Consider the following 19,667-nt stretch of genomic DNA (forward strand, 5'->3'; position numbering starts at 1 on the left):
AATGGGTGCAACCCGATTTCCGGTATGGTCGGACTGGCGCAATCTATCCGTTATGACCGCGCGATCAGGGCGCCGGTATGGCCGACGGTTTCTCGCTGGCATCGGGCCGCCGAATCCCGGCGCGCGTCGTTCGATCCAGCCCGCGCGCGAGCCGGGCATCGAGCGTGCGGCAGATTTCGTGCCACCAGTCGTACATCTCGCGGTCCCCGGCAAAGAAGGCATGTTCCGCCTGCCGCCGCGCTTCCCTTGCCGCGCCCAGGCCGTGCCGCGCGAAATGACGCAGGGCCGCGTGCAGCATTCGGTCGTCCGACCGCGCCAGACAGTTGTCGTTCGCCGGCTTCATGAGGGCGGGGCGGCGAAGAATGCGCGCGAGCGGAGAATGCTCGGCGGATCGCGAAGCGGCAAAATGGACCGTCATGACTGGTTGGTGCCTTCCGGTATGGCTCTTTGTGGCTGGTGACAAAGGCTAATTGCGACTTGTGCGCAGGCCCTAGCGCCACACCCCTAAGGCGGAGTTCGCTGCTAGGGTTTCCGGCATTTTAACCAATTCCTTGGGGTGATCGCGCCTATTGCGGGTCGGCGATCCAGCGGCCGCTGTTGGCATATTCGGGCCGTACCCGGCCCGATGACGGCATGATGCCGCCTGCGGGTGCGGCATCGCCGGGCTGTTCCCCGCCTGCCGCGGAAAGTCCTGGGGCTGCTGCTGCGCGCGCCGAGGGACGGGCAGTGCCGCGCTCGACGGGATCGCTACCACCGGGGGCAAGCGCTGCCGGCTCTGCGGAGAGGGCGGGGGTTTCGGCAATCGCGCGCCGGGCGGGGGCTGCGACCGGCTCGCTGCCGCGATAGGATGCCGTGAAGGCGGCGGGGCGTCCGGCCTTGCCGCGCCAGCGATAGAACCGGTGCGCGCCGATCGTGCCCACGGTGTCGAGGCTGGGCGCCCAGTAGGGATTGATCCAGATCGTGTGGTAATGGGTGGCAAGGCCGACCGGGGCATAGACTTCGCCCGCCAGTGCCTCGCTCGCAACGCCAAGGGCGCGGTCCCATGCCGCCTTCATCGGCTTGCGCGCCAGCGATCCATCACAGGTGAAGGTGAACTGGCATCCGGTCTTGCGCTCCGAACCCTGGAAAACCACGCCGCAAACGCTGTTGGGATAAGTCGGATGCGCCACACGGTTGAGCACGACCTGGGCCACGGCCTTCTGGCCGCCGCGCGTCTCGCTCGCCGCTTCGTAATAGACCGCGCTGGCGAGGCAGTGCAGCGCGCGGGAGCGGTCGATCCCCGTGCCGCCGCCGGTGAAGCTGCGGGCGGCGGGGCCGGCGGTGCGCGCAGCAGCCAGTTCCGCCGCCGTGCCGTCGCCGGTTCCGGTGGGGTCGAACACTGCCGCCAGATCCTCTCGCGCGGTGGGTACCACGCGGGGGCTGTCTTCGAGGAAGTAGAAGGCGGAGCCGGGGAAACTGTGGCCTGCGCGCTCGAAAGGCATCGGCTTCACTTCGTTCGCCGGGGCGGCTTCGGGCACGGGTTGGCCGAAGGCGTGCCAGTCGCCCGGTGCGGCCATCGCCGGTACGCCCAGCGCGGCAGCAAGCGCGAGAATGCGCCGCCCGCGATGCCGGCCAGGCCCGCCCGTGCCGATCAGGCGCGACCACAGGCTCGCCGTCTTGCGGCGTGCACGGGTCGTTCCGGCGGGGCCGTGGATCAAGCTGTATCCCTTTCGGTTGCTGCCTGGCGATTGCTGCCTGACGGTTCGCGACCCGGCGCGTAGCAGCGCGAAAGCTGAAGCGGGAGCGTATCGTTGCCCCCGTCCCTTGGCGGCACAGGTCGCAAGCGGCGGTTAAGGGACATGCTTGTCACGAGGTTAACGGCAGGCCGCTTGCCGCGTCGGGGACGTGCGGCTAAGGGCCGCCGCACGTCATGGGTTGTCCGCCCGTTCCCACAGGAACGACGGACCGAAGAGGGAAGGGGGTAGAAGCCCCCGCTGCCCCCGCAACTGTGACCGGGGAGCGCACGTTCGACACGTCACTGGGGAACCGGGCTACCGGGGAACTGGGAAGACGAACGCGGCGCGACGATCCGGGAGCCAGGAGACCTGCCCGATGACGGTCGTTCGTGCTGCCGGGCGGGGTGCACCGGGAGCAAGCGGAAAAGGCGTGTGCCTTGTTCCGTCATGAGCGGCATTTCGTTCATGACAGGAGTATTCCATGCGTAACTATCTGATTTTCGGCACCAGTATCCTCGCGCTTTCCGCGCCGCTCGCGGCGCAGGATGGCGCCGGCGACCCCTATGGCCAGTTCCGGCCGGAAGAGACCGAGATCACCGTCACCGCCACCGGCACCCGGATCGAGGTGGAAGACACCGGCCAGCCGGTCACCGTGATCGGGCAGGATGAGATCGAGAGCATTCAGGGCGCCGACCTGACCCGCGTGCTGGAGCGGGTGCCCGGCCTTGCCTTCAGCCGCAACGGCGGCCCGGGCGCGGTGACCAACGTGCGCGTGCGCGGGGCGGAAGGGGAGCAGCTTCTCGTCATCCTCGACGGGGTGCGCGTGTCCGACACGGCCGCGCCCGGCGGCGGGTTCGATTTCGGCAATCTGACCGCCAGCAACCTCGGCAAGATCGAGGTGCTGCGCGGATCGAACAGCACGATCTGGGGTTCGGACGCGATCGGCGGCGTACTGGTCGCCAGCACGCGCAGCGAAACCGGGCTGGAAGCGAGCGCCGAATACGGATCGCGCGATACGCTGACCGGCGCGGTTTCGGGCGGCGTCGGCGGCACGGCCGGGTTCCTGGGCGGATCGGCCAGCTATTACCGCACCGACGGCTTTTCCCAGGCCGCCAGCGGAACCGAAGCCGACGGGTTCGAACAGTGGGCGGTCAACGGCCACGGGCGGCTCTACCTCACCCCCGGTTTCGAGCTGTTCGCGCGCGGCCGTTGGGCGGAAGGCGACCTTGATCTCGACGGGTTCCCGCCGCCGACATATGCGCTGGCCGACACCGCCGATACGCAGCACACGCGCCAGTATTCGGCATCGGCGGGGGCGGTCTATGACGCGGGACCGCTGTTCGTCAGCGCCGCCTATTCCTTCGCCGATACCGAGCGTGCGAACCGCAGCGAGGGTCTGGACGATCCGACTTTCGCCAGCGACGGCCATTCGGACCGCGTCGAGCTGCGCGGCGAATGGCGCCCGATCGGGCCGCTGCTGGTCAACTTCGGGGCGGAGAACGAGTGGAGCGATTATCGCACCCTGTCCGACGATGTGCGGCACAGCACGCGGATCTTCGGCGCCTATGCTCAGCTCGGGATCGAGATGGGGCCGCTTTCGGCCCATGCCGGTGCCCGGCTGGACGATCACGCCCGCTTCGGCAGTGAGACGAGCTTCGGCGGCGACATCAGCTATGCCCTGACCGATGACCTGCGCCTGCGCGCAAGCGTGGGCGAAGGGTTCAAGGCGCCGACGCTCTACCAGCTCTATTCCGATTACGGGAACCCGGAGCTTCAGCCCGAACGCAGCACCAGCTACGACATCGGCCTGGTCCACGGCGACCGTTCGCTGTCGGGCACGCGGTTCTACGGCGCGGTCACCGCGTTCCGCCGCGATGCGCGCAACCAGATCGAATTCGCGAGCTGCTGGCAGAACCCGGCCCCGATCTGCGCCGACCGCCCGTTCGGCTATTACGAGAACATCGGTCGCGTCCGGGCGGAAGGGATCGAGGTCGAGCTGGGCGCGCGCCCGTCCGATCGCTGGGTGACCCGCGCGGTCTATGCCTGGGTCGATACCGAAAACCGCACCACCGGTTCGGCGAACGAGGGCAATGTCCTCGCCCGCCGTCCGCGCCACACGCTGACGCTGTCCGCCGACTGGGAAAGTCCGTTGGCCGGGCTCACGCTGGGCGGCGACCTGCGGCTAGTGGACGATTCGTTCGACAATGCCAGCAATCTGACCCCGCTCGACGGTTATGCCCTGGCGGGCCTGCGGGCGGCGCTGCCGTTTGGCGAGCGGTTCGAACTGTTCGGCCGGGTCGAAAACCTGTTCGACACCGAATACCAGACCGCCGCCGGTTACGCGACGGCGGGCCGCAGCGCCTTTGTCGGTGCCCGCGCGCGGTTCTGATCGGCCACGAAGTCCGAAGCACAAAAAAGCGCCCGGCCTCGTACTGAGGTCGGGCGCTTTTCAATTCTGCGCTCTTTGCCGTCATGCCGAACGTGTTGCGGCATCCATCGCGCCTTCATGGGCCGAGTCCCGAGGGACGGAATGGACCCTGAAACGAGTTCAGGGTGACGGGGTGGGGGCGCTTTTCCGCCCCACCCCTAAAGGCTCTCAGTCCCTGGCTGCCTCCGCCTCGTCGCCCAGCAGGCCGCGTGCGTCGAGCATCGGGGTCACATCCGGCTGGCGGCCGGCGAAATTTTCGAACATATCGAAATAGTCCATCGTCCCGCCGCGGCTGAGCACGGTCTTGCGATAGTGTTCGCCGTTCGCGCGCGTCAGCCCGCCGTTGTCGAGGAACCACTTGCGGCTGTCGCGATCGAGCATCTCGGTCCACAGATACGAATAGTATCCCGCGCTGTAGCCGGCCGGGCTGGAGAAGATGTGGTTGAAATAGGTGGAGCGGTAACGCGGCGGCACCAGGTCCACTTCCAGCCCCAGTTCCTCCAGCGCGTTGCGTTCGAAGGCGTCGACTTCTTCCGGCGTGTCGATCGCGGCCGCTTCCGCCGGGCTCAGCGCGTGCCACTTCATGTCGAGCAGCGCGGCTTCCACCACTTCGCCGAAATCGTATCCCTGGTTGAACTTGGCCGCGGCCTCGATCTTTTCGACCAGTTCGGTCGGGATCGTCTCACCCGTCTTGTAATGCTTCGCATAGTTGCGCAGCACCTCGGGATAGGTCGCCCACAGCTCGTTCACCTGGCTCGGGTATTCGACGAAGTCGCGCGCGGTCGCCGTACCCGAAAGGCTGGCGTATTTCTGATCGGCGAAGAACCCGTGCAGCGCGTGGCCGAATTCGTGAAACAGCGTGTTGACGTTGTCGAAGCTGACCAGCTGCGGTTCGCCTTCGGCGGCCTTGGGGATGTTGAGCACGTTGTAGATTACCGGCTTGGTGCCGTAGAGGTGGCTCTGATCCACGAAGTTGCCCATCCACGCACCGCCGCGCTTGCTCGGCCGCTGGTAGGGGTCGAAATAGAAGATCCCCAGCTCGCTGCCGTCGGCATCGAACACGGTATAGGTCGTCACGTCGGGGTGATAGACCGGCAGGTCGGTGCGCTGTTCGAACGACAGGCCGTAAAGCTTGTTGGCGGCGTAGAACACGCCGTTTTCCAGCACGCTGGTGATTTCGAAATAGGGCTTAACCGCATTCTCGTCGATGTCGTACTTCGCCTTGCGGACTTTCTCGGCATAGCGATACCAGTCCCACGGGCGCACTTCGAAATCGCCGCCTTCCGCCTTGATCTGCTCGTTCAGCATCGCCGCTTCGCGCCGCTGCGTCGCGGCAAGAGCGGGGACCATCTGTTCCATGAAATCGAGCGCGGTCTTCGGCTTCTTGGCCATGCGGTCGTACATGACGTAGCTGGCCCAGTCGGGTTCACCGAACAGGGTCGCCTTCTGCGCGCGCAGGGTGGCGATTTGGGCCAGCAGGGTGCGCGTGTCGTTCTCGCCCGCGCGGTCTGACCGGTGATAGCTGTTCTTGAACAGGCGCTCGCGCGTGGCGCGGTCTTCCAGTTCGGGCAGCAGCGGTTGCTGCGTCGTGTTCTGCAGCGCGATCACGAACTTGCCGTCCAGCCCCTTTTCGGTCGCGAGCTTGGCCGCGGCGTCGATATCGGCATCCGACAATCCGGCCAGTTGCGCCCTGCTGTCCACGACCAGCGCGCCGTCAACGGTCGCCTCGCGAACTTTCTGCGAAAATTCGGTGGTCAGTTCGGACAGGCGCGAATTGATCGCCTTCACCTGATCCTTCTGCGCCGGGTCGAGCAGCGCGCCGGCATGGACCATCTGGCTGTAGGTTTCTTCCAGCAGCTTGGCATCTTCCGGCGTCATCGTCATCGCTGCGCGGTTGTCGTAAACCGCCTTCACCCGCTGAAACAGCACGGGATCGAGCGTGATCGCATCCGAATGCTGCGACAGCCTGGGGCCGATTTCGGCCTGGGTCGCGTCGAGCGTGTCGTTGGTGTTGGCGCCGGTCAGCGCGAAGAACACGGTCGCCACACGGCTGAGCATCTTGCCCGAAGTTTCCAGCGCGACGATCGTGTTGTCGAACGTCGGCGGTTCGGGATTGGTCTTGATCGCCTCGATTTCGGCGCTGTGGATCGCCATCGCCTGTTCGAAGGCGGGCTGGTAGTCGCTGTCGTCGATCTGGGTAAAATCGGGGGCGTGGAACGGCAGGCTGCTCGCTTTCGCGAAATAGCCGGTGCCTTCGGGAATGTCGGCAGCGGCGACGTTGTCGGCGGCGGATTGCACGGCACCCTCCTCGATAGTGGAACATCCGGCTAGCGCGAATGCAATGGCAGTGGTGGCCAGGATATGGGCCTTCATGGTCTCTCCAATCGTATTTCAGGCGGCGCGGTGCGCGCGCGGAAGTTCGGCGGAACAAGTCTGCTGGTGCCGCTTGAACCGGAGATCGGGGCCGAATGCAAGGACTTGCCGACGAACGTACAGGGCCGTGTCAGCCGAGGGGAAAATCCTCCAGCCGCTCGTAGTCGGAGCCATAGGGCGTCAGCCGGCTTTCATAGAGTGCGAAGCTGTCGACCGGCCACGGTCCCGCGGCCAGCAGGGCGTTATCGGCCAGCCAGCCGCCGATCGTCCCACTCGATGCATTGAGCCGGGCAAGCGTGACATGGGGCACGAACGTGCGCGTTTCGGGCGGCAGGCTGGCGGCGCGACAGGCACGTTCGACCCGCCGTTGCAGGATCGCGAGCGGTTCGGCCGGCGGCACCGCGGCCCACAGCGTATGGGGCCGGCGCTTGCGCGCGAAATGCCCCACGCCGCGGATCTCCAGCGCGAACGGCTCGGCCCGAACCAGCGCCAGCGCCGCAACCAGATCCTCCGCCGCGCGCGGATCGAGCTCGCCGGCAAAGCGCAGGGTCAGATGCAACTGCTCCTCCGACTGCCACCGCGCCGCCTCGATCCCGTCCATCGTATCGAGCAGAATATCGCGGATCGGCGCAAGCAGGGGCAGGGCAACGAACAGGCGGTGCATGGGGCGTCCCTAACAGCCCGCCCGGCCCAATGCCCACCCCCGACCCCTCCCGCAAGCGGGAGGGGGGAAATCCGCCACAATGACGCGACCCTCCATCTTCCCTCCCGCAAGCAGGAGGGGCAGGCGATATAAACAAGGGTTATGTTCTGGCAAGGAACGCGATCTTGCCTTGGCAGGCCGGGGCTGGCACCACGCGCAGCCGCCGCGATGCCAGCCCGAGAGACCGCGAATTGACTGCTTGCATCTTCACCTCTCCTACCCGATTCCGCTGTCTTGCGAAGGCCCTGGCGCTGACCTTGCCGCTCGCTGGGGCAGGGTCGAGTGTGCAGGCGAACGAGGCGGCGATGCACCGGGCTATCGCCGACCCCCGGCATTCGGCGGCCCCCGGCTGCGTTGCCGTCGGCTTCGAGAAGGGGCGTCTCGCGCAGTTCGCCGCTGCGGGGCTCGCCGACATCGACGAGGGCCGGCCGCTCGACCGGAACACGCTGTTCTACGGCGCCTCGCTGTCCAAGCAGTTCACGGCGCTGGCCGCGGCCACACTGATCGCGGACGGCAAGCTCGGCCTCGATGACGATGTGCGTCGCTACCTGCCCGAACTGCCACGCTATCGCGCGCCGGTGACGGTGGCCATGCTCATGCATCACACTTCGGGCATTCGGGATTCGCTGGGCCTCCTGCGCATGGCGGGGATGACCGACGTCGGCCGGGCTTCGAAGCAGGAGGCGCTCCGGCTGCTGTTCCGGCAAGCCGACACTGCTTTCGTGCCCGGCACGCGCTATGCCTATTCGAACGGCGGTTACCTCCTGCTTGCCGAGATCGTCGAGCGCGTCGCTGGCATGCCCTTTGCCCAATACGCGCACCAGGCGATTTTCGCGCCGCTCGGCATGCCCAACGCCTATTTCCTCGACGACGCCAGCCCCCGTCCGGGCACTTTCGCGCATGGCTATGTGCCGGCGGGCACCGATGGCGGGGCCGAGGGTAGCGGCTTTATCCAGCGCGACACTTTCCCGCGCTTCAGCGGGTCCGGCGGCTTGATGCTCTCGATGGCGGACCTTGCGCAATACGAAGCCGACATCGAGCACGGTCGCCGCGTGTTCACACCCGAAGTCACCCGAATCCTGCTGACGCCGGGGCGCTACAGCGACGGCACGCCGATCGATGACGGCAAAGGGCTGAGCTATGGCGGTGGGCTGCACATAGGGCGGAAGGGTGGCCAGCGCGTGATCAGGCATGGCGGTTCGGCGGAGGCCTTCAAGCATGCCTACCTCCGCCTGCCCGAGACGCACCGGGCTTTCGCAGTGCTGTGCAACCGGGGCGACTGGAAGGCTGGCGACAGGTTGGACCGGATCATGGCCGCCAACGGGGTCCCGGCACCGGGCCTGCCCGACGTGCAGCCGATGGGACTGTTCCATTCCCCGGAGCTGAACACCGACTATCGCATTGTGGCCGAGGGCACTGGACTGTCCGTACAGGTGACTTCGCCACTGGTGGACGAGACGCGGATTCTCCATTTCATTCCCGAGGACGACGGGGCCTATCACGCGGGAGCGACGACGATCACGCCGACCGGCGATCCCGCGCGCATAGTCGTCAGCCGCGGCAGCTCGGGCCCGATCATCTTTAGAGCGGTTTCCACCCCTTCCGGATCGCGGTGATTGCACCGGGCAAGGGCGGAAAGCGCTCTGCCCAAGTGCTGGCAGTGGCCGAAGCAGGGCGGTGATATTTCGTGCAGGCCGGTCGATCCGGCGGTCCGTGCCGCGGCCCGATGATAGCTTGAGCGGAGTGCGAAACCGTTGTCGGCACATTGCAATCCCGCTTCTCGCCCCCACATGGCGCGAGAGCTGTGGGGCCGCATTGGCGTGCCCCTTGACTGGCGCGAACATTTGCGGAACATCGCCATCCTATGTCTCTAACTCATATTTCTGTCCGCGGCGCGCGTGAGCATAACCTCAAGGGCGTCGATATCGACCTGCCGCGCGACAGCCTGATCGTGATCACCGGCCTCAGCGGCTCGGGCAAGTCGAGCCTCGCCTTCGATACGATCTATGCCGAGGGGCAGCGGCGTTATGTCGAGAGCCTTTCCGCCTATGCGCGCCAGTTCCTCGAGATGATGCAGAAGCCCGATGTCGAGCATATCGACGGGCTTTCTCCCGCGATCTCGATCGAGCAGAAGACCACCAGCCGCAACCCGCGCTCGACCGTGGCGACCGTTACCGAGATCTACGATTATATGCGCCTGCTGTGGGCGCGCGTGGGCGTGCCCTATTCGCCGGCCACCGGCCTGCCGATCGAAGCGCAGACGGTGTCGAACATGGTCGACCGCGTGATGGAACTGCCCGAAGGGACGCGGCTCTATCTGCTTGCCCCGGTGGTGCGCGGGCGCAAGGGGGAGTATCGCAAGGAACTGGCAGAATGGCAGAAGGCCGGCTTCACCCGCGTGCGGATCGACGGCGAGATGTTCGAGATCCAGGACGCGCCCGCGCTCGACAAGAAGTACAAGCACGATATCGAGGTCGTGGTGGATCGCCTCGCGGTGCGGGACGGGATCGAGACGCGGCTGGCCGATAGCTTCGAAACCGCGCTCAAGCTGGCCGAGGGGCTGGCGTACGTCGACCTGGCCGATGGCGTGGTGCCGGGGCGCGAGGATGAAGGGGGGAGCGGCGGCAACCTCAAGGGCGCGGGCCTGCCGTCCAACCGCATCGTCTTTTCCGAGAAGTTCGCCTGTCCCGTTTCCGGCTTCACGATCGAGGAAGTGGAGCCGCGGCTGTTCAGCTTCAACGCGCCGCAGGGGGCCTGCGCCACGTGCGACGGGCTGGGGGAGAAGCAGCTGTTCGACCCGCAGCTCGTCGTCCCGAACGAGGGGCTGACGCTGAAGCAGGGCGCGGTCGTGCCCTGGGCCAAGTCCAACCCGCCCAGCCCCTATTACATGCAGGTGCTGGCCAGCCTGGCGAAGGAATACGGCTTCGACCTCACCACCGCGTGGAACGATCTGTCGGAGGAGCATCGCGACGTCATCCTCCACGGGACGAAGGGGCGCGCGGTGCCGCTGACGTTCAAGGACGGGCGCAAGCAGTACACGGTGAACAAGCCGTTCGAGGGGGTGATCGGCAACCTCAACCGCCGCCTGCTGCAGACCGAAAGCGCGTGGATGCGGGAGGAGCTGTCGAAGTTCCAGACCGCGCAGCCGTGCGAGGTGTGCGGCGGCAAGCGGCTGAATGCCAAGGCGCTGGCGGTCAGGGTGCCGAGCGGGGAAGGGCCGACCGACATCGCCACCCCCACGAAGATGAGCGTCGCCGATGCGCGCACCTGGTTCCTCGCCCTCGAAGATCATCTGAGCGAGACGCAGGCGCAGATTGCCCGCGCGATCCTGAAGGAAATCAACGAACGGCTGGGCTTCCTGAACAACGTCGGGCTGGATTACCTCAACCTCGATCGAACTTCTGGCACCCTCTCGGGTGGGGAGAGCCAGCGCATCCGCCTTGCCAGCCAGATCGGCAGCGGGCTGAGCGGCGTGCTCTACGTGCTGGACGAGCCGAGCATCGGCCTGCACCAGCGCGATAACGACCGGCTGCTGGAAACGCTCAAGCGCCTGCGCGACCTGGGCAATACGGTGATCGTGGTCGAGCATGACGAGGATGCGATCCGCAGCGCCGACCATGTGGTCGATCTGGGCCCCGGCGCCGGCGTGCACGGGGGCGAGGTGGTTGCGCAGGGCACGCTGAAACAGGTGCTGAAGGCGAAGGGCTCGCTCACCGCGGATTATCTCACCGGCCGGCGCGCGATCGCGGTGCCCGCCACCCGGCGCAAGGGCAACGGCCACACGCTCACCGTCCACGGCGCGCGGGCGAACAACCTGCGCGACGTGACCGCCGCCATCCCGCTGGGCACCTTCACCTGCGTGACCGGCGTATCGGGATCGGGCAAGTCGAGCTTCACGATCGACACCCTCTATGCCGCCGCCGCCCGCTCGCTGAACGGCGCGCGCGTGATCGCCGGGCCGCACGACCGGATCACCGGCCTCGAATATTGCGACAAGGTGATAGAGATCGACCAGTCGCCGATCGGCCGCACCCCGCGATCGAACCCGGCAACCTACACCGGCGCCTTCACCAATATCCGCGACTGGTTCGCCGGCCTGCCGGAGGCGCAGGCGCGCGGGTACAAGCCGGGCCGCTTCAGCTTCAACGTCAAGGGCGGCCGGTGCGAGGCGTGCCAGGGCGACGGCCTGATCAAGATCGAAATGCACTTCCTGCCCGATGTCTATGTGACGTGCGAAGAATGCGGCGGCAAACGCTACAACCGCGAAACGCTGGAGGTGAAGTTCAAGGGGATGAGCATCGCCGACGTGCTCGACATGACGATCGAGGATGCGGAGGAATTCTTCAAGGCCGTGCCCCCCATTCGGGACAAGATGCACATGCTGAACGAAGTGGGCCTCAGCTACGTCAAGGTCGGCCAGCAGGCGACCACCCTGTCGGGGGGGGAGGCGCAGCGGGTGAAACTGGCCAAGGAACTCAGCCGCCGCAGCACCGGGCAGACGCTCTATATCCTCGACGAGCCGACCACCGGCCTGCATTTCGAAGACGTCCGCAAACTGCTCGAAGTGCTCCACCGCCTGGTGGACCAGGGCAACAGCGTGGTGGTGATCGAACACAACCTGGACGTGATCAAGACGGCAGACCACATCCTCGACCTCGGGCCGGGTGGCGGCGTGCGCGGGGGCGAGGTTGTGGCGCAGGGCGTTCCGGAACACGTCGCAGGCGTGGAGGGCAGCTACACGGGCCAGTACCTTAAGCCGCTTCTGGACCGCGCAACCCGGAACGAGCCGGCCCAGGCGTAGGCCGGGGCCGGAGGAAGTGGCGAAGGCGCCGGAACGCTATACCGGGCGCCATCTCAACCCGTTGCTGGACCGGTGAAAGCCCCCGCGCGGGTGCGATTTCGCAAAAGAAAGGCCCGCCCTCGCGCAGCGGCGGGGGCGGGCCTGTCGCATTGTGCGATACCGTGCCGCGTCAGCGCGGCGGGTCGATCTTGAGCGAGAGCATGCCCTGCTGCATCTTGTTGCCCGCGGCGGAGATGGCGACGCCGCTGTTGGTCGTCATCACCGGTTCCCATCCGGGGGTGAAGGCATTGGGCGTGGCATAGATCCAGCGCTTGATCTCGCCGCGAAGCTGCTCCTGCTCCGGCCCGGGTTCGACCGCCGCCAGCTCGAAGATCACATCGTAGAGCGGGGCGAAGGCACCGGGCGCGGAGTTGGCACCCATGGTCAGGAACAGTGTGCCGGCCGGATGCTCCCGCCCATCTTCGTTCATCATCGCGAAGCCGAAGTTCTCGGTCTGCGAGAAGCGGCCGGAACACAGCGTCAGCGTCGATCCGGCGAACTCGCCGTCGTCGGTCGATCCGCCCGCTTCCTTGTAGAACGGGCAATGCGATTCCGCGGCGTCGCGGAACCGGGCGATGATCGCCGCACGTTCTTCCACACCCGGCGCGGCGGGCGCTTCCGCCTCCGCCATTGCCGCGGCATCGGCCCCGCCATCGGCGCCCGCGTCGCCTTCCGCCGCGCTGCACGCAGCCAGTGCCGTGGCCAGTCCTGCGACCACGAACTTACGAACCGTAAATGTCACGCCATTCCCCCAAATTGAACATGCGACCCCGTGTAAAGTGGTAGGGGATAGGAGGGGGGAGTCAACCGGCCTCGCGCCCGCCCTCGCGAATGTGGGGGGGCAGGCCGGTGTCGTGTTCGGTGATGAACTGGTCAACCTTACCCCACTCCATGGCTTCGGGCAGCGTAATCATGCCGCGCGCCTTGTCACATTGTTTAGTTGGACCTCAATTGGATTAAGCTTGTCGCCAACGCGCTCGTATTTAATCGTAACGTCACCCTGAACACGGTCCTTGTTCCACAGGTCCGATGGATCGACATCCTCCATGAGTTTGAGCCTGATGCGCCTCTCTGTGACCCCACGAACGATTGCTGCCCAACCGCGACCTGCGTGATCCTTGTCCTGTGCGTGCAGTTCCAGTTCTACGTCAAAGAAATTGCGTGTAGGTTTGAAATCCTGCTCATGCTCGATGAGGTAGGGGGCTGGGATGTCTTGAACCGTTTCATGATCGATCTCCCGATCATTCACTTCAACCGGCGCGCTGTCCAACCTCTTGCTAGGCGTAAAAAAGCGAGATGCCGCGTTTGCGACCCGCTTCATCATTGTTGGTTCTCCATAGCGCTCATCGAGAACCTTTTTGATTTGCTCGGGAGTCTTTCCTGTCTCATCGGATAGCTCTTGGATAAGCCCCTTGAGCCTCGTTCGTGCTGGACCGTCGACAACCGGTCCCATCACTAGGTCGCGGATGGTTCCGACACCGTAGAACACCACAATGAGCGCGACGACAGTAACGAGTGCTTCGAGGTTAGCGGGAACTGCATAACCCGTCGTGGCTTCGATTACTTCGGTCACGCCATCCTCCAAGTCTTTTTGGAAGGCGACGACAAGAGTGAACAGAAAAAGCTCACGCAGAGGGCTTTCCTGCGCGATCTCTCGTACTTTGATCTCGATTCCATCGACTATCAGGCCATCAACGAACTTCGGAAGCAATCGCCCCGTTTCAGCGAGCACTGTTTCGATGCCCCGAAGGCTTTCGATAATATCGCGAACCGGTACGGGATCCTCGGTAAGATACCGAACCCGGAAATCTGCATCTTGCCGCAATCTTGCCCCCACAATTACTTTGGCGTGGGGCTAATCCGAATGCGATGGGTGAGTCAAAGGCAAGTCACGAGAATACATCCCGCGCCAGGACATATGGGGAACTAGGTCGATAGCCGCGCGCTAGTCCGTTCCGCGTTTGAGTCGGGGCACTACCTATGCGAATGGGTACACCGACAAATTTGGTGCCTGCCCCCAAATTGCTCAGACGTGTTCGACTCACATGTGGTGCGTCGCGTGTTTCTGAGAAGACTGGCTAATCCACCCCCCAACAAACCATTTTCCTACAGCCCCCCGCATCGCATAAGTGGTTCGGTTCGTTCATCCATGCGGAGTCCGAACCATGATTCTCTCCCTCCTTGTTCTCTCCCGAATTCTCCCCCAAACGCCGGGCGGGGCGCCTCTGCGCTGCCTGGCCCGGCTGTCGGGAGGTGTCGCATGAACGCGCCTGCGACATTTCCCACGCCCAATCTCCCCGCGCTGATCGACGCGCTGCCCTCCGATTCCACCCGTCCGGCGCAGACCGAGTTCACGCGTGCGCGGCAGGTGGAGTTTCTCTCGGCGCTGGCCACGGCCGGCTCCGCGCGGCGGGCGGCGAAGGCGGCGGGGGTCAGCCATCAGACGGTCTATCGGATGCGCCGCGCCAGCCCGGCGTTCCGGCGCGCGTGGGATGCGGCGCTGCTCGCCGCGCGCGCCTCGGCAGAAGACGTGCTGGCCTGCCGCGCGCTCGACGGGGTGGAGGAACAGGTGTTCTACCACGGCGAAGTCGTCGCCACCCGCCGGCGCTACGATTCGCGGCTCCTGCTCGCGCATCTCGCGCGGCTCGACAAGCTGACCGAGGATGCGGCCACCCGCGCCTTTGCCGAAGATTTCGAAACCGCGCTCGACCGCTTCGCCCGCGGGGAGCCTCAGCCGGAGCCGGAGCCGGAGCCGGAGATGGACATGGCAGGTGTCCCCGCGCAGGCGGGGACCTCGGGCGGTAGCGCTCCAACGTCTGAGGCCCCCGCCTCCGCGGGGGCGCGGGAGGGCGACTTTTTCGCTTCAGGACAGTGTAACATGCGGTCCATGTCTCCGGCCCAAACGGGGGCGGAGCGGGCGGCGGACGGGCGGGAAAGCGGCGATCCGCCGCCGGGCCGCTCGCTGCCGCCCGGCTACGACGCATGGGATGCGGACATGGACGATCCCGATCACTGGCAGGGGGGCACTTACCTCCCGCCCTATGACCGCCGGCTCCGCGCGATGGAGGCGGCGCGCCCGCACGATGCCCTGCTGCCGCATCAGTTCACCGGATACGGGTTCGATGCCGATGCGGTAGAGGCGGAGCAGCTCTCCGCATTCGAGGCGGGGGTGGAGCGCTGGTGGCTGGCGATCCCGCCCGGCCAGGGGGAGGACCCGGAAATCTGGCACTTCGCGGAGGACTAGCGGACGAAGGGCTGGGGGACGGCGGACTAGCGGACGGAGGACTGGGGGGCGGTGCGCGCGCGGGCCTGCCTGCTGCCATCGCACCGCAGGCACGGCCCGCCGATTGGGCCGGACCTTGCGCGGCGCGGCATCATTGGGGCGGAAGAGGCGGCGCGCGGCCTCCCGTCTTCCCCTCTCCCCTCTCCCCTCCCAGAGGTTTCGCGCGTCGTCTCCCGTCCTCTCCGGACCGGAGCGCGCCCGCCGAAACCACCGGGCGGGCGTGCGGCAGGGGCCTCGCACCACGCGGGGCCTCTGCCATCCCTGCGCGCTCGGGCTCGGGCTCGGGCGGGGGTGAAGGTGTGGGTGCGGGCGGCGGGGGAAGGCTGTGCGGCGCGGCGTTGACGCTCAGTCGAGCAGGACCAGCTCGACCGAACCGTGGCCGCGGCGGATCAGGCCAAGCTCGTCCGCCGCAGCGCGCGACAGGTCGATCGTGCGGCCCCGGTGGAACGGCCCGCGGTCGTTGATCCGCACGACGACCGACTTGCCGTTGCGCGGGTTGGTCACCTGTACCCGGCTGCCGAAGGGCAGCGTGCGGTGCGCGGCGGTCATCCGGCCGGGATCGAAGGTCTCGCCGTTCGCGGTCCGGCGCCCGGCGAAGCGGCGGCCGTAATAGGATGCGACCCCGCTGCCGAGCGGCTTGCCGGCCGGCTCGACCTCCACCGGCGGCTCGATCGCGGCGATGTCCACCGCGCCGGGGCGCGGGGCGGCGAGGGCACGCGGGGCGGGCAAGTGGGCGAAGCTGGCGTCGAACCCGTCCGCGGGGGCGCGGGCAGGGGCCAGCGTGGCGGGCGCCACCGCAGTCGCGGCGGCAGCGGCGCGGGTGGCGGCAGGGCCGGTGTCGGCCAGCGCGGGGCCGCCCGCGGGTGCGGTCAGCAGCATCGCGGTGGCGAGCCCGGCAAGCTTGCGCAGCGGCGTGCGGCGGTATGGTCTGATCCCGTCCATAGCGGGTCCCTCTATACCCGCTGCGCCCCGCCGCCGGGACCACCTGAGGGTCCGCTTACCCCGAAAGCGGTTCGACTCGTCGTGCCGGGGGGAACGAATCGGCGCGATTCGCGCGCTGCGAATCGGTTGGGGGCCGGTTCGGGGCTGCGGTCGCGGGCCGGGTTGGGGCCGGGTCGGGAAGGGGGGAGCGGCATGTGAAAATGGGGCCGGCATCGCTGCCGACCCCACTCTCACCGATGCGTGGTCATCCTTCCTGGCGGACCAGTCGGGAAGCGCTTGGCGCCCGGTGTTTTCGCATGCTGTCCGGCGAACCGGACGGCCGCGTCTGTCACCGGCGCTCGCACCGGCATCCGGTTCCGCCGGGGGCGGCTGGGGCCCAAGGGCCTTCGCCATGCCTTCCAGCGGTTCCGAGACCGGTCGATCGCTGATGGCCGGCGGTCTCGAACGGTCCCGCTCCGGCTTGCGCCCTTGCGAGTCCTCGACCTCCAGCCGGATCGTCCGGCCCGTGGCGGCGTTGCTTTCGCGTCCTTCTCGAACGGTGCCCTTGCATCCGGCCGAAACCTTCAGCAGGTGTCCCTCGAAGACCGCGCGGACAGATGCCGCCACGCCGAAATGGTGTAAGAAGTTATCGTGTTTTCAGGTCGTTGAACCGTCAAACGCGAAGCTTTCTACGCCCTTCCGATGTCTTGAGACTGCGCCCCGAAACCGAGTCGCGCAAGCTGGCAAGCCCCGGGTTATCCACTGTGCCCCGATTTCTCTGTGGACAGGGGTGGATAACTCCACCGCCCGTCGCAACCGCTCAGAGCCCGCGCTTCGCCAGCAGCTTCAGCCGCAGCGCGTTGAGCTTGATGAAGCCCTGCGCATCGGCCTGGTCGTAGGCGCCGGCATCGTCCTCGAACGTGACGTGCGCTTCGGAATAGAGCGAGTTGGGCGATTTGCGCCCGACCACGGCGGCCTGGCCCTTGTAGAGCTTCAGCCGCACAGTGCCGCTCACCTTATCCTGGCTCAGATCGATCGCGGCCTGCAGCATCTCGCGCTCCGGGCTGAACCAGAAGCCGTTGTAGATCAGCTCCGCATACTTGGGCATCAGCTCGTCCTTGAGGTGCGCCGCACCGCCGTCGAGCGTGATCTGTTCGATCCCGCGATGCGCGCGGGCATAGATTTCGCCGCCGGGGGTCTCGTACATGCCGCGGCTCTTCATGCCGACGAAGCGGTTCTCGACCAGGTCGAGGCGCCCGATGCCGTGCCGGCGGCCCAGATCGTTGAGCGCGGCCAGCAGCGTGGCCGGGCTCATCGCCTCGCCGTTGAGGGCGATGCCATCGCCCTTCTCGAAATCGATCGTGATGTACTCGGGCGTATCGGGCGCGCTTTCGGGATGATCGGTGCGCGAATAGACGTAGTCGGGCGTCTCTTCCCACGGGTCTTCCAGCACTTTGCCTTCCGAAGAGGTGTGCAGGAGGTTGGCGTCGGTGGAGAACGGGCTTTCGCCACGCTTGTCGGTCGGCACCTTGATCTGGTGCTTCTCCGCCCAGGCGATCAGGGCGGTGCGGCTGTTGAGGTCCCACTCGCGCCAGGGCGCGATTACCTTGATGTCAGGGTCGAGGGCATAGGCGGACAGTTCGAAGCGCACCTGATCGTTGCCCTTGCCGGTCGCCCCGTGGGCGATCGCATCGGCACCGGTTTCGCGGGCGATTTCCACCAGACGCTTGGAAATCAGCGGGCGAGCGATGCTGGTGCCGAGCAGGTAATCGCCTTCGTAGCGGGCATTGGCGCGCATCATCGGGAAGACGAAGTCGCGCACGAATTCCTCGCGCAGATCCTCGATGAAGATGTGCCTGTCGGGAATGCCCATCGCCTTCGCCTTCTCGCGCGCGGGCTCGATCTCCTCGCCCTGGCCGAGGTCGGCGGTGAAGGTCACGACCTCGAGGCCGCGTTCCACTTCCAGCCACTTGGCGATCACGCTGGTATCGAGACCACCCGAATAGGCGAGGACGACACGTTTCACATCGGACATTTCGCTAGCACTCCGTCAATCGGCGGGGCCGGTATCAGGGGCCGGGCGCGGGGGCAACGGGGAAGCTGTTGTCCGCCCCCAACCGCGCCTTGGCAGGGCGTGCGTCAGGAGCCGGAGCCGAGCAGCCCGACTTCGGCCTCTCCAATGTAATCGCGCGCGAGGGGAAGCGCATGACGGTCGCGGATGAACTGGATCTGGTAATTGCACATCCCGCCGCTCTCAAAAGCGGCGGTCGCCCCGGCGAGATAGAACATCCACATGCGGTAGAACCGCGCATCGAACAGTTGCTCGATCTCCGCCTGCCGGGCTTCGCAATTGGCGTACCAGGCGCGCAGCGTATGGGCGTAGTGCAAACGCAGCGTCTCGACATCGGAGGCGATCAGGCGGACTTTCTCGCTCGCCGCGACCGTTTCGCTCAACGCGGGAATATAGCCGCCCGGGAAGATGTACTTGCGCGTGAATGCGTCGGTGCTGCCGGGGCCGCCCATTCGCCCGATCGTGTGGAGCAGCATGACACCGTCGTTCGCCAGCATGGTGGCGCAGGCACGGAAGAACGTTTCGAACTGCGGCCGGCCGACATGTTCGAACATTCCGACCGAAACGATCCGGTCGTAGCGTTCGCCGCGTTCGGCAAGTTCGCGATAATCGATCAGTGCGAAATCGACGCGATCGGCCACGCCCGCCGCATCCGCGCGCTTGCGGGCGAGGGCGAGCTGTTCTTCGCTGAGTGTGATGCCGGTGATCCGCACGCCGAAGTGGCGCGCGAGATAGATCGCCATTCCGCCCCAGCCGCATCCGATATCGAGCACGGCCTGGCCATCTTCAATCGCCAGCTTCGCAGCGATATGCGCCAGCTTGGCTTCTTGCGCTTGGGCCAGGGTCATGCCCTCGCGCGGCCAATAGCCGCAGCTGTACTGCATATGCTCGGCATCGAGCATCATTTCGTAAAGCGCGTTGCCGATATCGTAGTGGTGGGCGACGTTGCGGCGGGACGATCGCGACTGGTTGAACGATTCGACCGCGAAGCCGATCGAATTGCGCAGGCGGTGCAGCGGGCTGGCACCGCGCAGGTCTGCATTCGCTTCCCAGGGGGCGTTCATCCGGATGAGCTGGACAAGCTGCATCACGTCGCCCTGTTCGATCACAAGGCGGCCATCCATGAACGTTTCGCCTGCGCCCAGACGCGGATCGAGCAGGATATCGCGCACCGCCCGCGCATCCGTGAAGCGGACCGCGACATCCGGGAAGCCGGGTGCGGGTTCGCCAAACTGCGCCCGGCGGCCATCTGCGTGAACCACAGTCAGTTGGCCGGACTTTATTGCCCGGCCGATGACTTTGTCGAAGAGCGATGCGGCATTCATCGCCTGAT

13 protein-coding genes and 1 riboswitch are annotated in these 19,667 nt (G+C 66.3%); of the genes, 4 read left to right on the forward strand and 9 right to left on the reverse strand.

What is annotated here, in order from left to right; translation table 11 throughout:
• Positions 1–64 precede the first annotated feature (64 nt).
• Together AM2010_RS02720 and AM2010_RS02725 are read right to left on the reverse strand one after the other, a co-directional pair.
• The gene (locus AM2010_RS02720) at positions 65–343 is read right to left on the reverse strand and encodes a hypothetical protein (RefSeq protein WP_201784027.1); all 279 of its coding nucleotides are present in this window, start codon (positions 341–343) and stop codon (positions 65–67) included.
• Between the two features lie 223 nt (positions 344–566).
• Positions 567–1,697, reverse strand: a complete 1,131-nt coding sequence (locus tag AM2010_RS02725; RefSeq protein WP_236699391.1) for a cell wall hydrolase — start codon at positions 1,695–1,697, stop codon at positions 567–569.
• Positions 1,698–1,897: 200 nt separating this feature from the next.
• A riboswitch (cobalamin riboswitch) is annotated at positions 1,898–2,104 on the forward strand.
• A gap of 92 nt (positions 2,105–2,196) precedes the next feature.
• On the opposite strand from AM2010_RS02725, the gene AM2010_RS02730 reads away from it, so the two are divergent.
• Positions 2,197–4,104 carry a TonB-dependent receptor plug domain-containing protein gene (locus tag AM2010_RS02730; RefSeq protein WP_047805771.1) on the forward strand — a complete coding sequence of 636 codons (1,908 nt, stop codon included), beginning with the start codon at positions 2,197–2,199 and terminating at the stop codon, positions 4,102–4,104.
• A 207-nt stretch (positions 4,105–4,311) separates the two neighbouring features.
• Here the strand turns inward: AM2010_RS02730 and AM2010_RS02735 are convergent, their stop codons facing one another.
• Together AM2010_RS02735 and thpR are read right to left on the reverse strand one after the other, a co-directional pair.
• Positions 4,312–6,516, reverse strand: a complete 2,205-nt coding sequence (locus tag AM2010_RS02735; protein ID WP_047805772.1) for a M3 family metallopeptidase — start codon at positions 6,514–6,516, stop codon at positions 4,312–4,314.
• A gap of 130 nt (positions 6,517–6,646) precedes the next feature.
• On the reverse strand, positions 6,647–7,180 hold the full coding sequence (thpR, locus tag AM2010_RS02740; RefSeq protein ID WP_047805773.1) for an RNA 2',3'-cyclic phosphodiesterase: 534 nt from the start codon (positions 7,178–7,180) through the stop codon (positions 6,647–6,649).
• Positions 7,181–7,524: 344 nt separating this feature from the next.
• Here thpR and AM2010_RS13655 point away from each other — a divergent pair, with 344 nt between their 5' ends.
• Both AM2010_RS13655 and uvrA read left to right on the forward strand, forming a co-directional pair.
• A complete protein-coding gene (locus AM2010_RS13655) occupies positions 7,525–8,835 on the forward strand; it encodes a serine hydrolase domain-containing protein (RefSeq protein ID WP_058350885.1) in 1,311 nt (436 codons plus the stop codon).
• A 248-nt stretch (positions 8,836–9,083) separates the two neighbouring features.
• The gene (gene uvrA / locus AM2010_RS02750) at positions 9,084–12,020 is read left to right on the forward strand and encodes an excinuclease ABC subunit UvrA (RefSeq protein ID WP_047805774.1); all 2,937 of its coding nucleotides are present in this window, start codon (positions 9,084–9,086) and stop codon (positions 12,018–12,020) included.
• Between the two features lie 169 nt (positions 12,021–12,189).
• Here the strand turns inward: uvrA and AM2010_RS02755 are convergent, their stop codons facing one another.
• Positions 12,190–12,801 carry a hypothetical protein gene (locus AM2010_RS02755; RefSeq protein WP_150115220.1) on the reverse strand — a complete coding sequence of 204 codons (612 nt, stop codon included), beginning with the start codon at positions 12,799–12,801 and terminating at the stop codon, positions 12,190–12,192.
• Positions 12,802–12,969: 168 nt separating this feature from the next.
• Positions 12,970–13,884: a hypothetical protein gene (locus AM2010_RS02760; protein WP_047805776.1), complete on the reverse strand. Its 915-nt coding sequence runs from the start codon at positions 13,882–13,884 to the stop codon at positions 12,970–12,972.
• A 435-nt stretch (positions 13,885–14,319) separates the two neighbouring features.
• Between AM2010_RS02760 and AM2010_RS13660 the strand changes: the two genes are divergently transcribed.
• Positions 14,320–15,303 (forward strand): hypothetical protein, encoded by a 984-nt coding sequence (locus tag AM2010_RS13660; protein ID WP_053043881.1) that lies wholly within the window; start codon positions 14,320–14,322, stop codon positions 15,301–15,303.
• Between the two features lie 384 nt (positions 15,304–15,687).
• Here the strand turns inward: AM2010_RS13660 and AM2010_RS02770 are convergent, their stop codons facing one another.
• From AM2010_RS02770 to AM2010_RS02780, 3 genes are all read right to left on the reverse strand, one after another.
• Positions 15,688–16,284, reverse strand: coding sequence for a septal ring lytic transglycosylase RlpA family protein (locus tag AM2010_RS02770; RefSeq protein WP_047805777.1), 597 nt, complete (start codon positions 16,282–16,284; stop codon positions 15,688–15,690).
• Positions 16,285–17,083: 799 nt separating this feature from the next.
• Positions 17,084–18,298, reverse strand: coding sequence for an argininosuccinate synthase (locus AM2010_RS02775; protein WP_047805778.1), 1,215 nt, complete (start codon positions 18,296–18,298; stop codon positions 17,084–17,086).
• Between the two features lie 104 nt (positions 18,299–18,402).
• Complete coding sequence (locus AM2010_RS02780) at positions 18,403–19,659, reverse strand: SAM-dependent methyltransferase (protein ID WP_047805779.1); 1,257 nt, start codon at positions 19,657–19,659, stop codon at positions 18,403–18,405.
• Positions 19,660–19,667: the final 8 nt, after the last annotated feature.

Origin of the sequence: Pelagerythrobacter marensis, from assembly GCF_001028625.1 — a bacterium.
In the GTDB taxonomy this organism is placed as follows: Bacteria; Pseudomonadota; Alphaproteobacteria; order Sphingomonadales; family Sphingomonadaceae; genus Pelagerythrobacter; species Pelagerythrobacter marensis.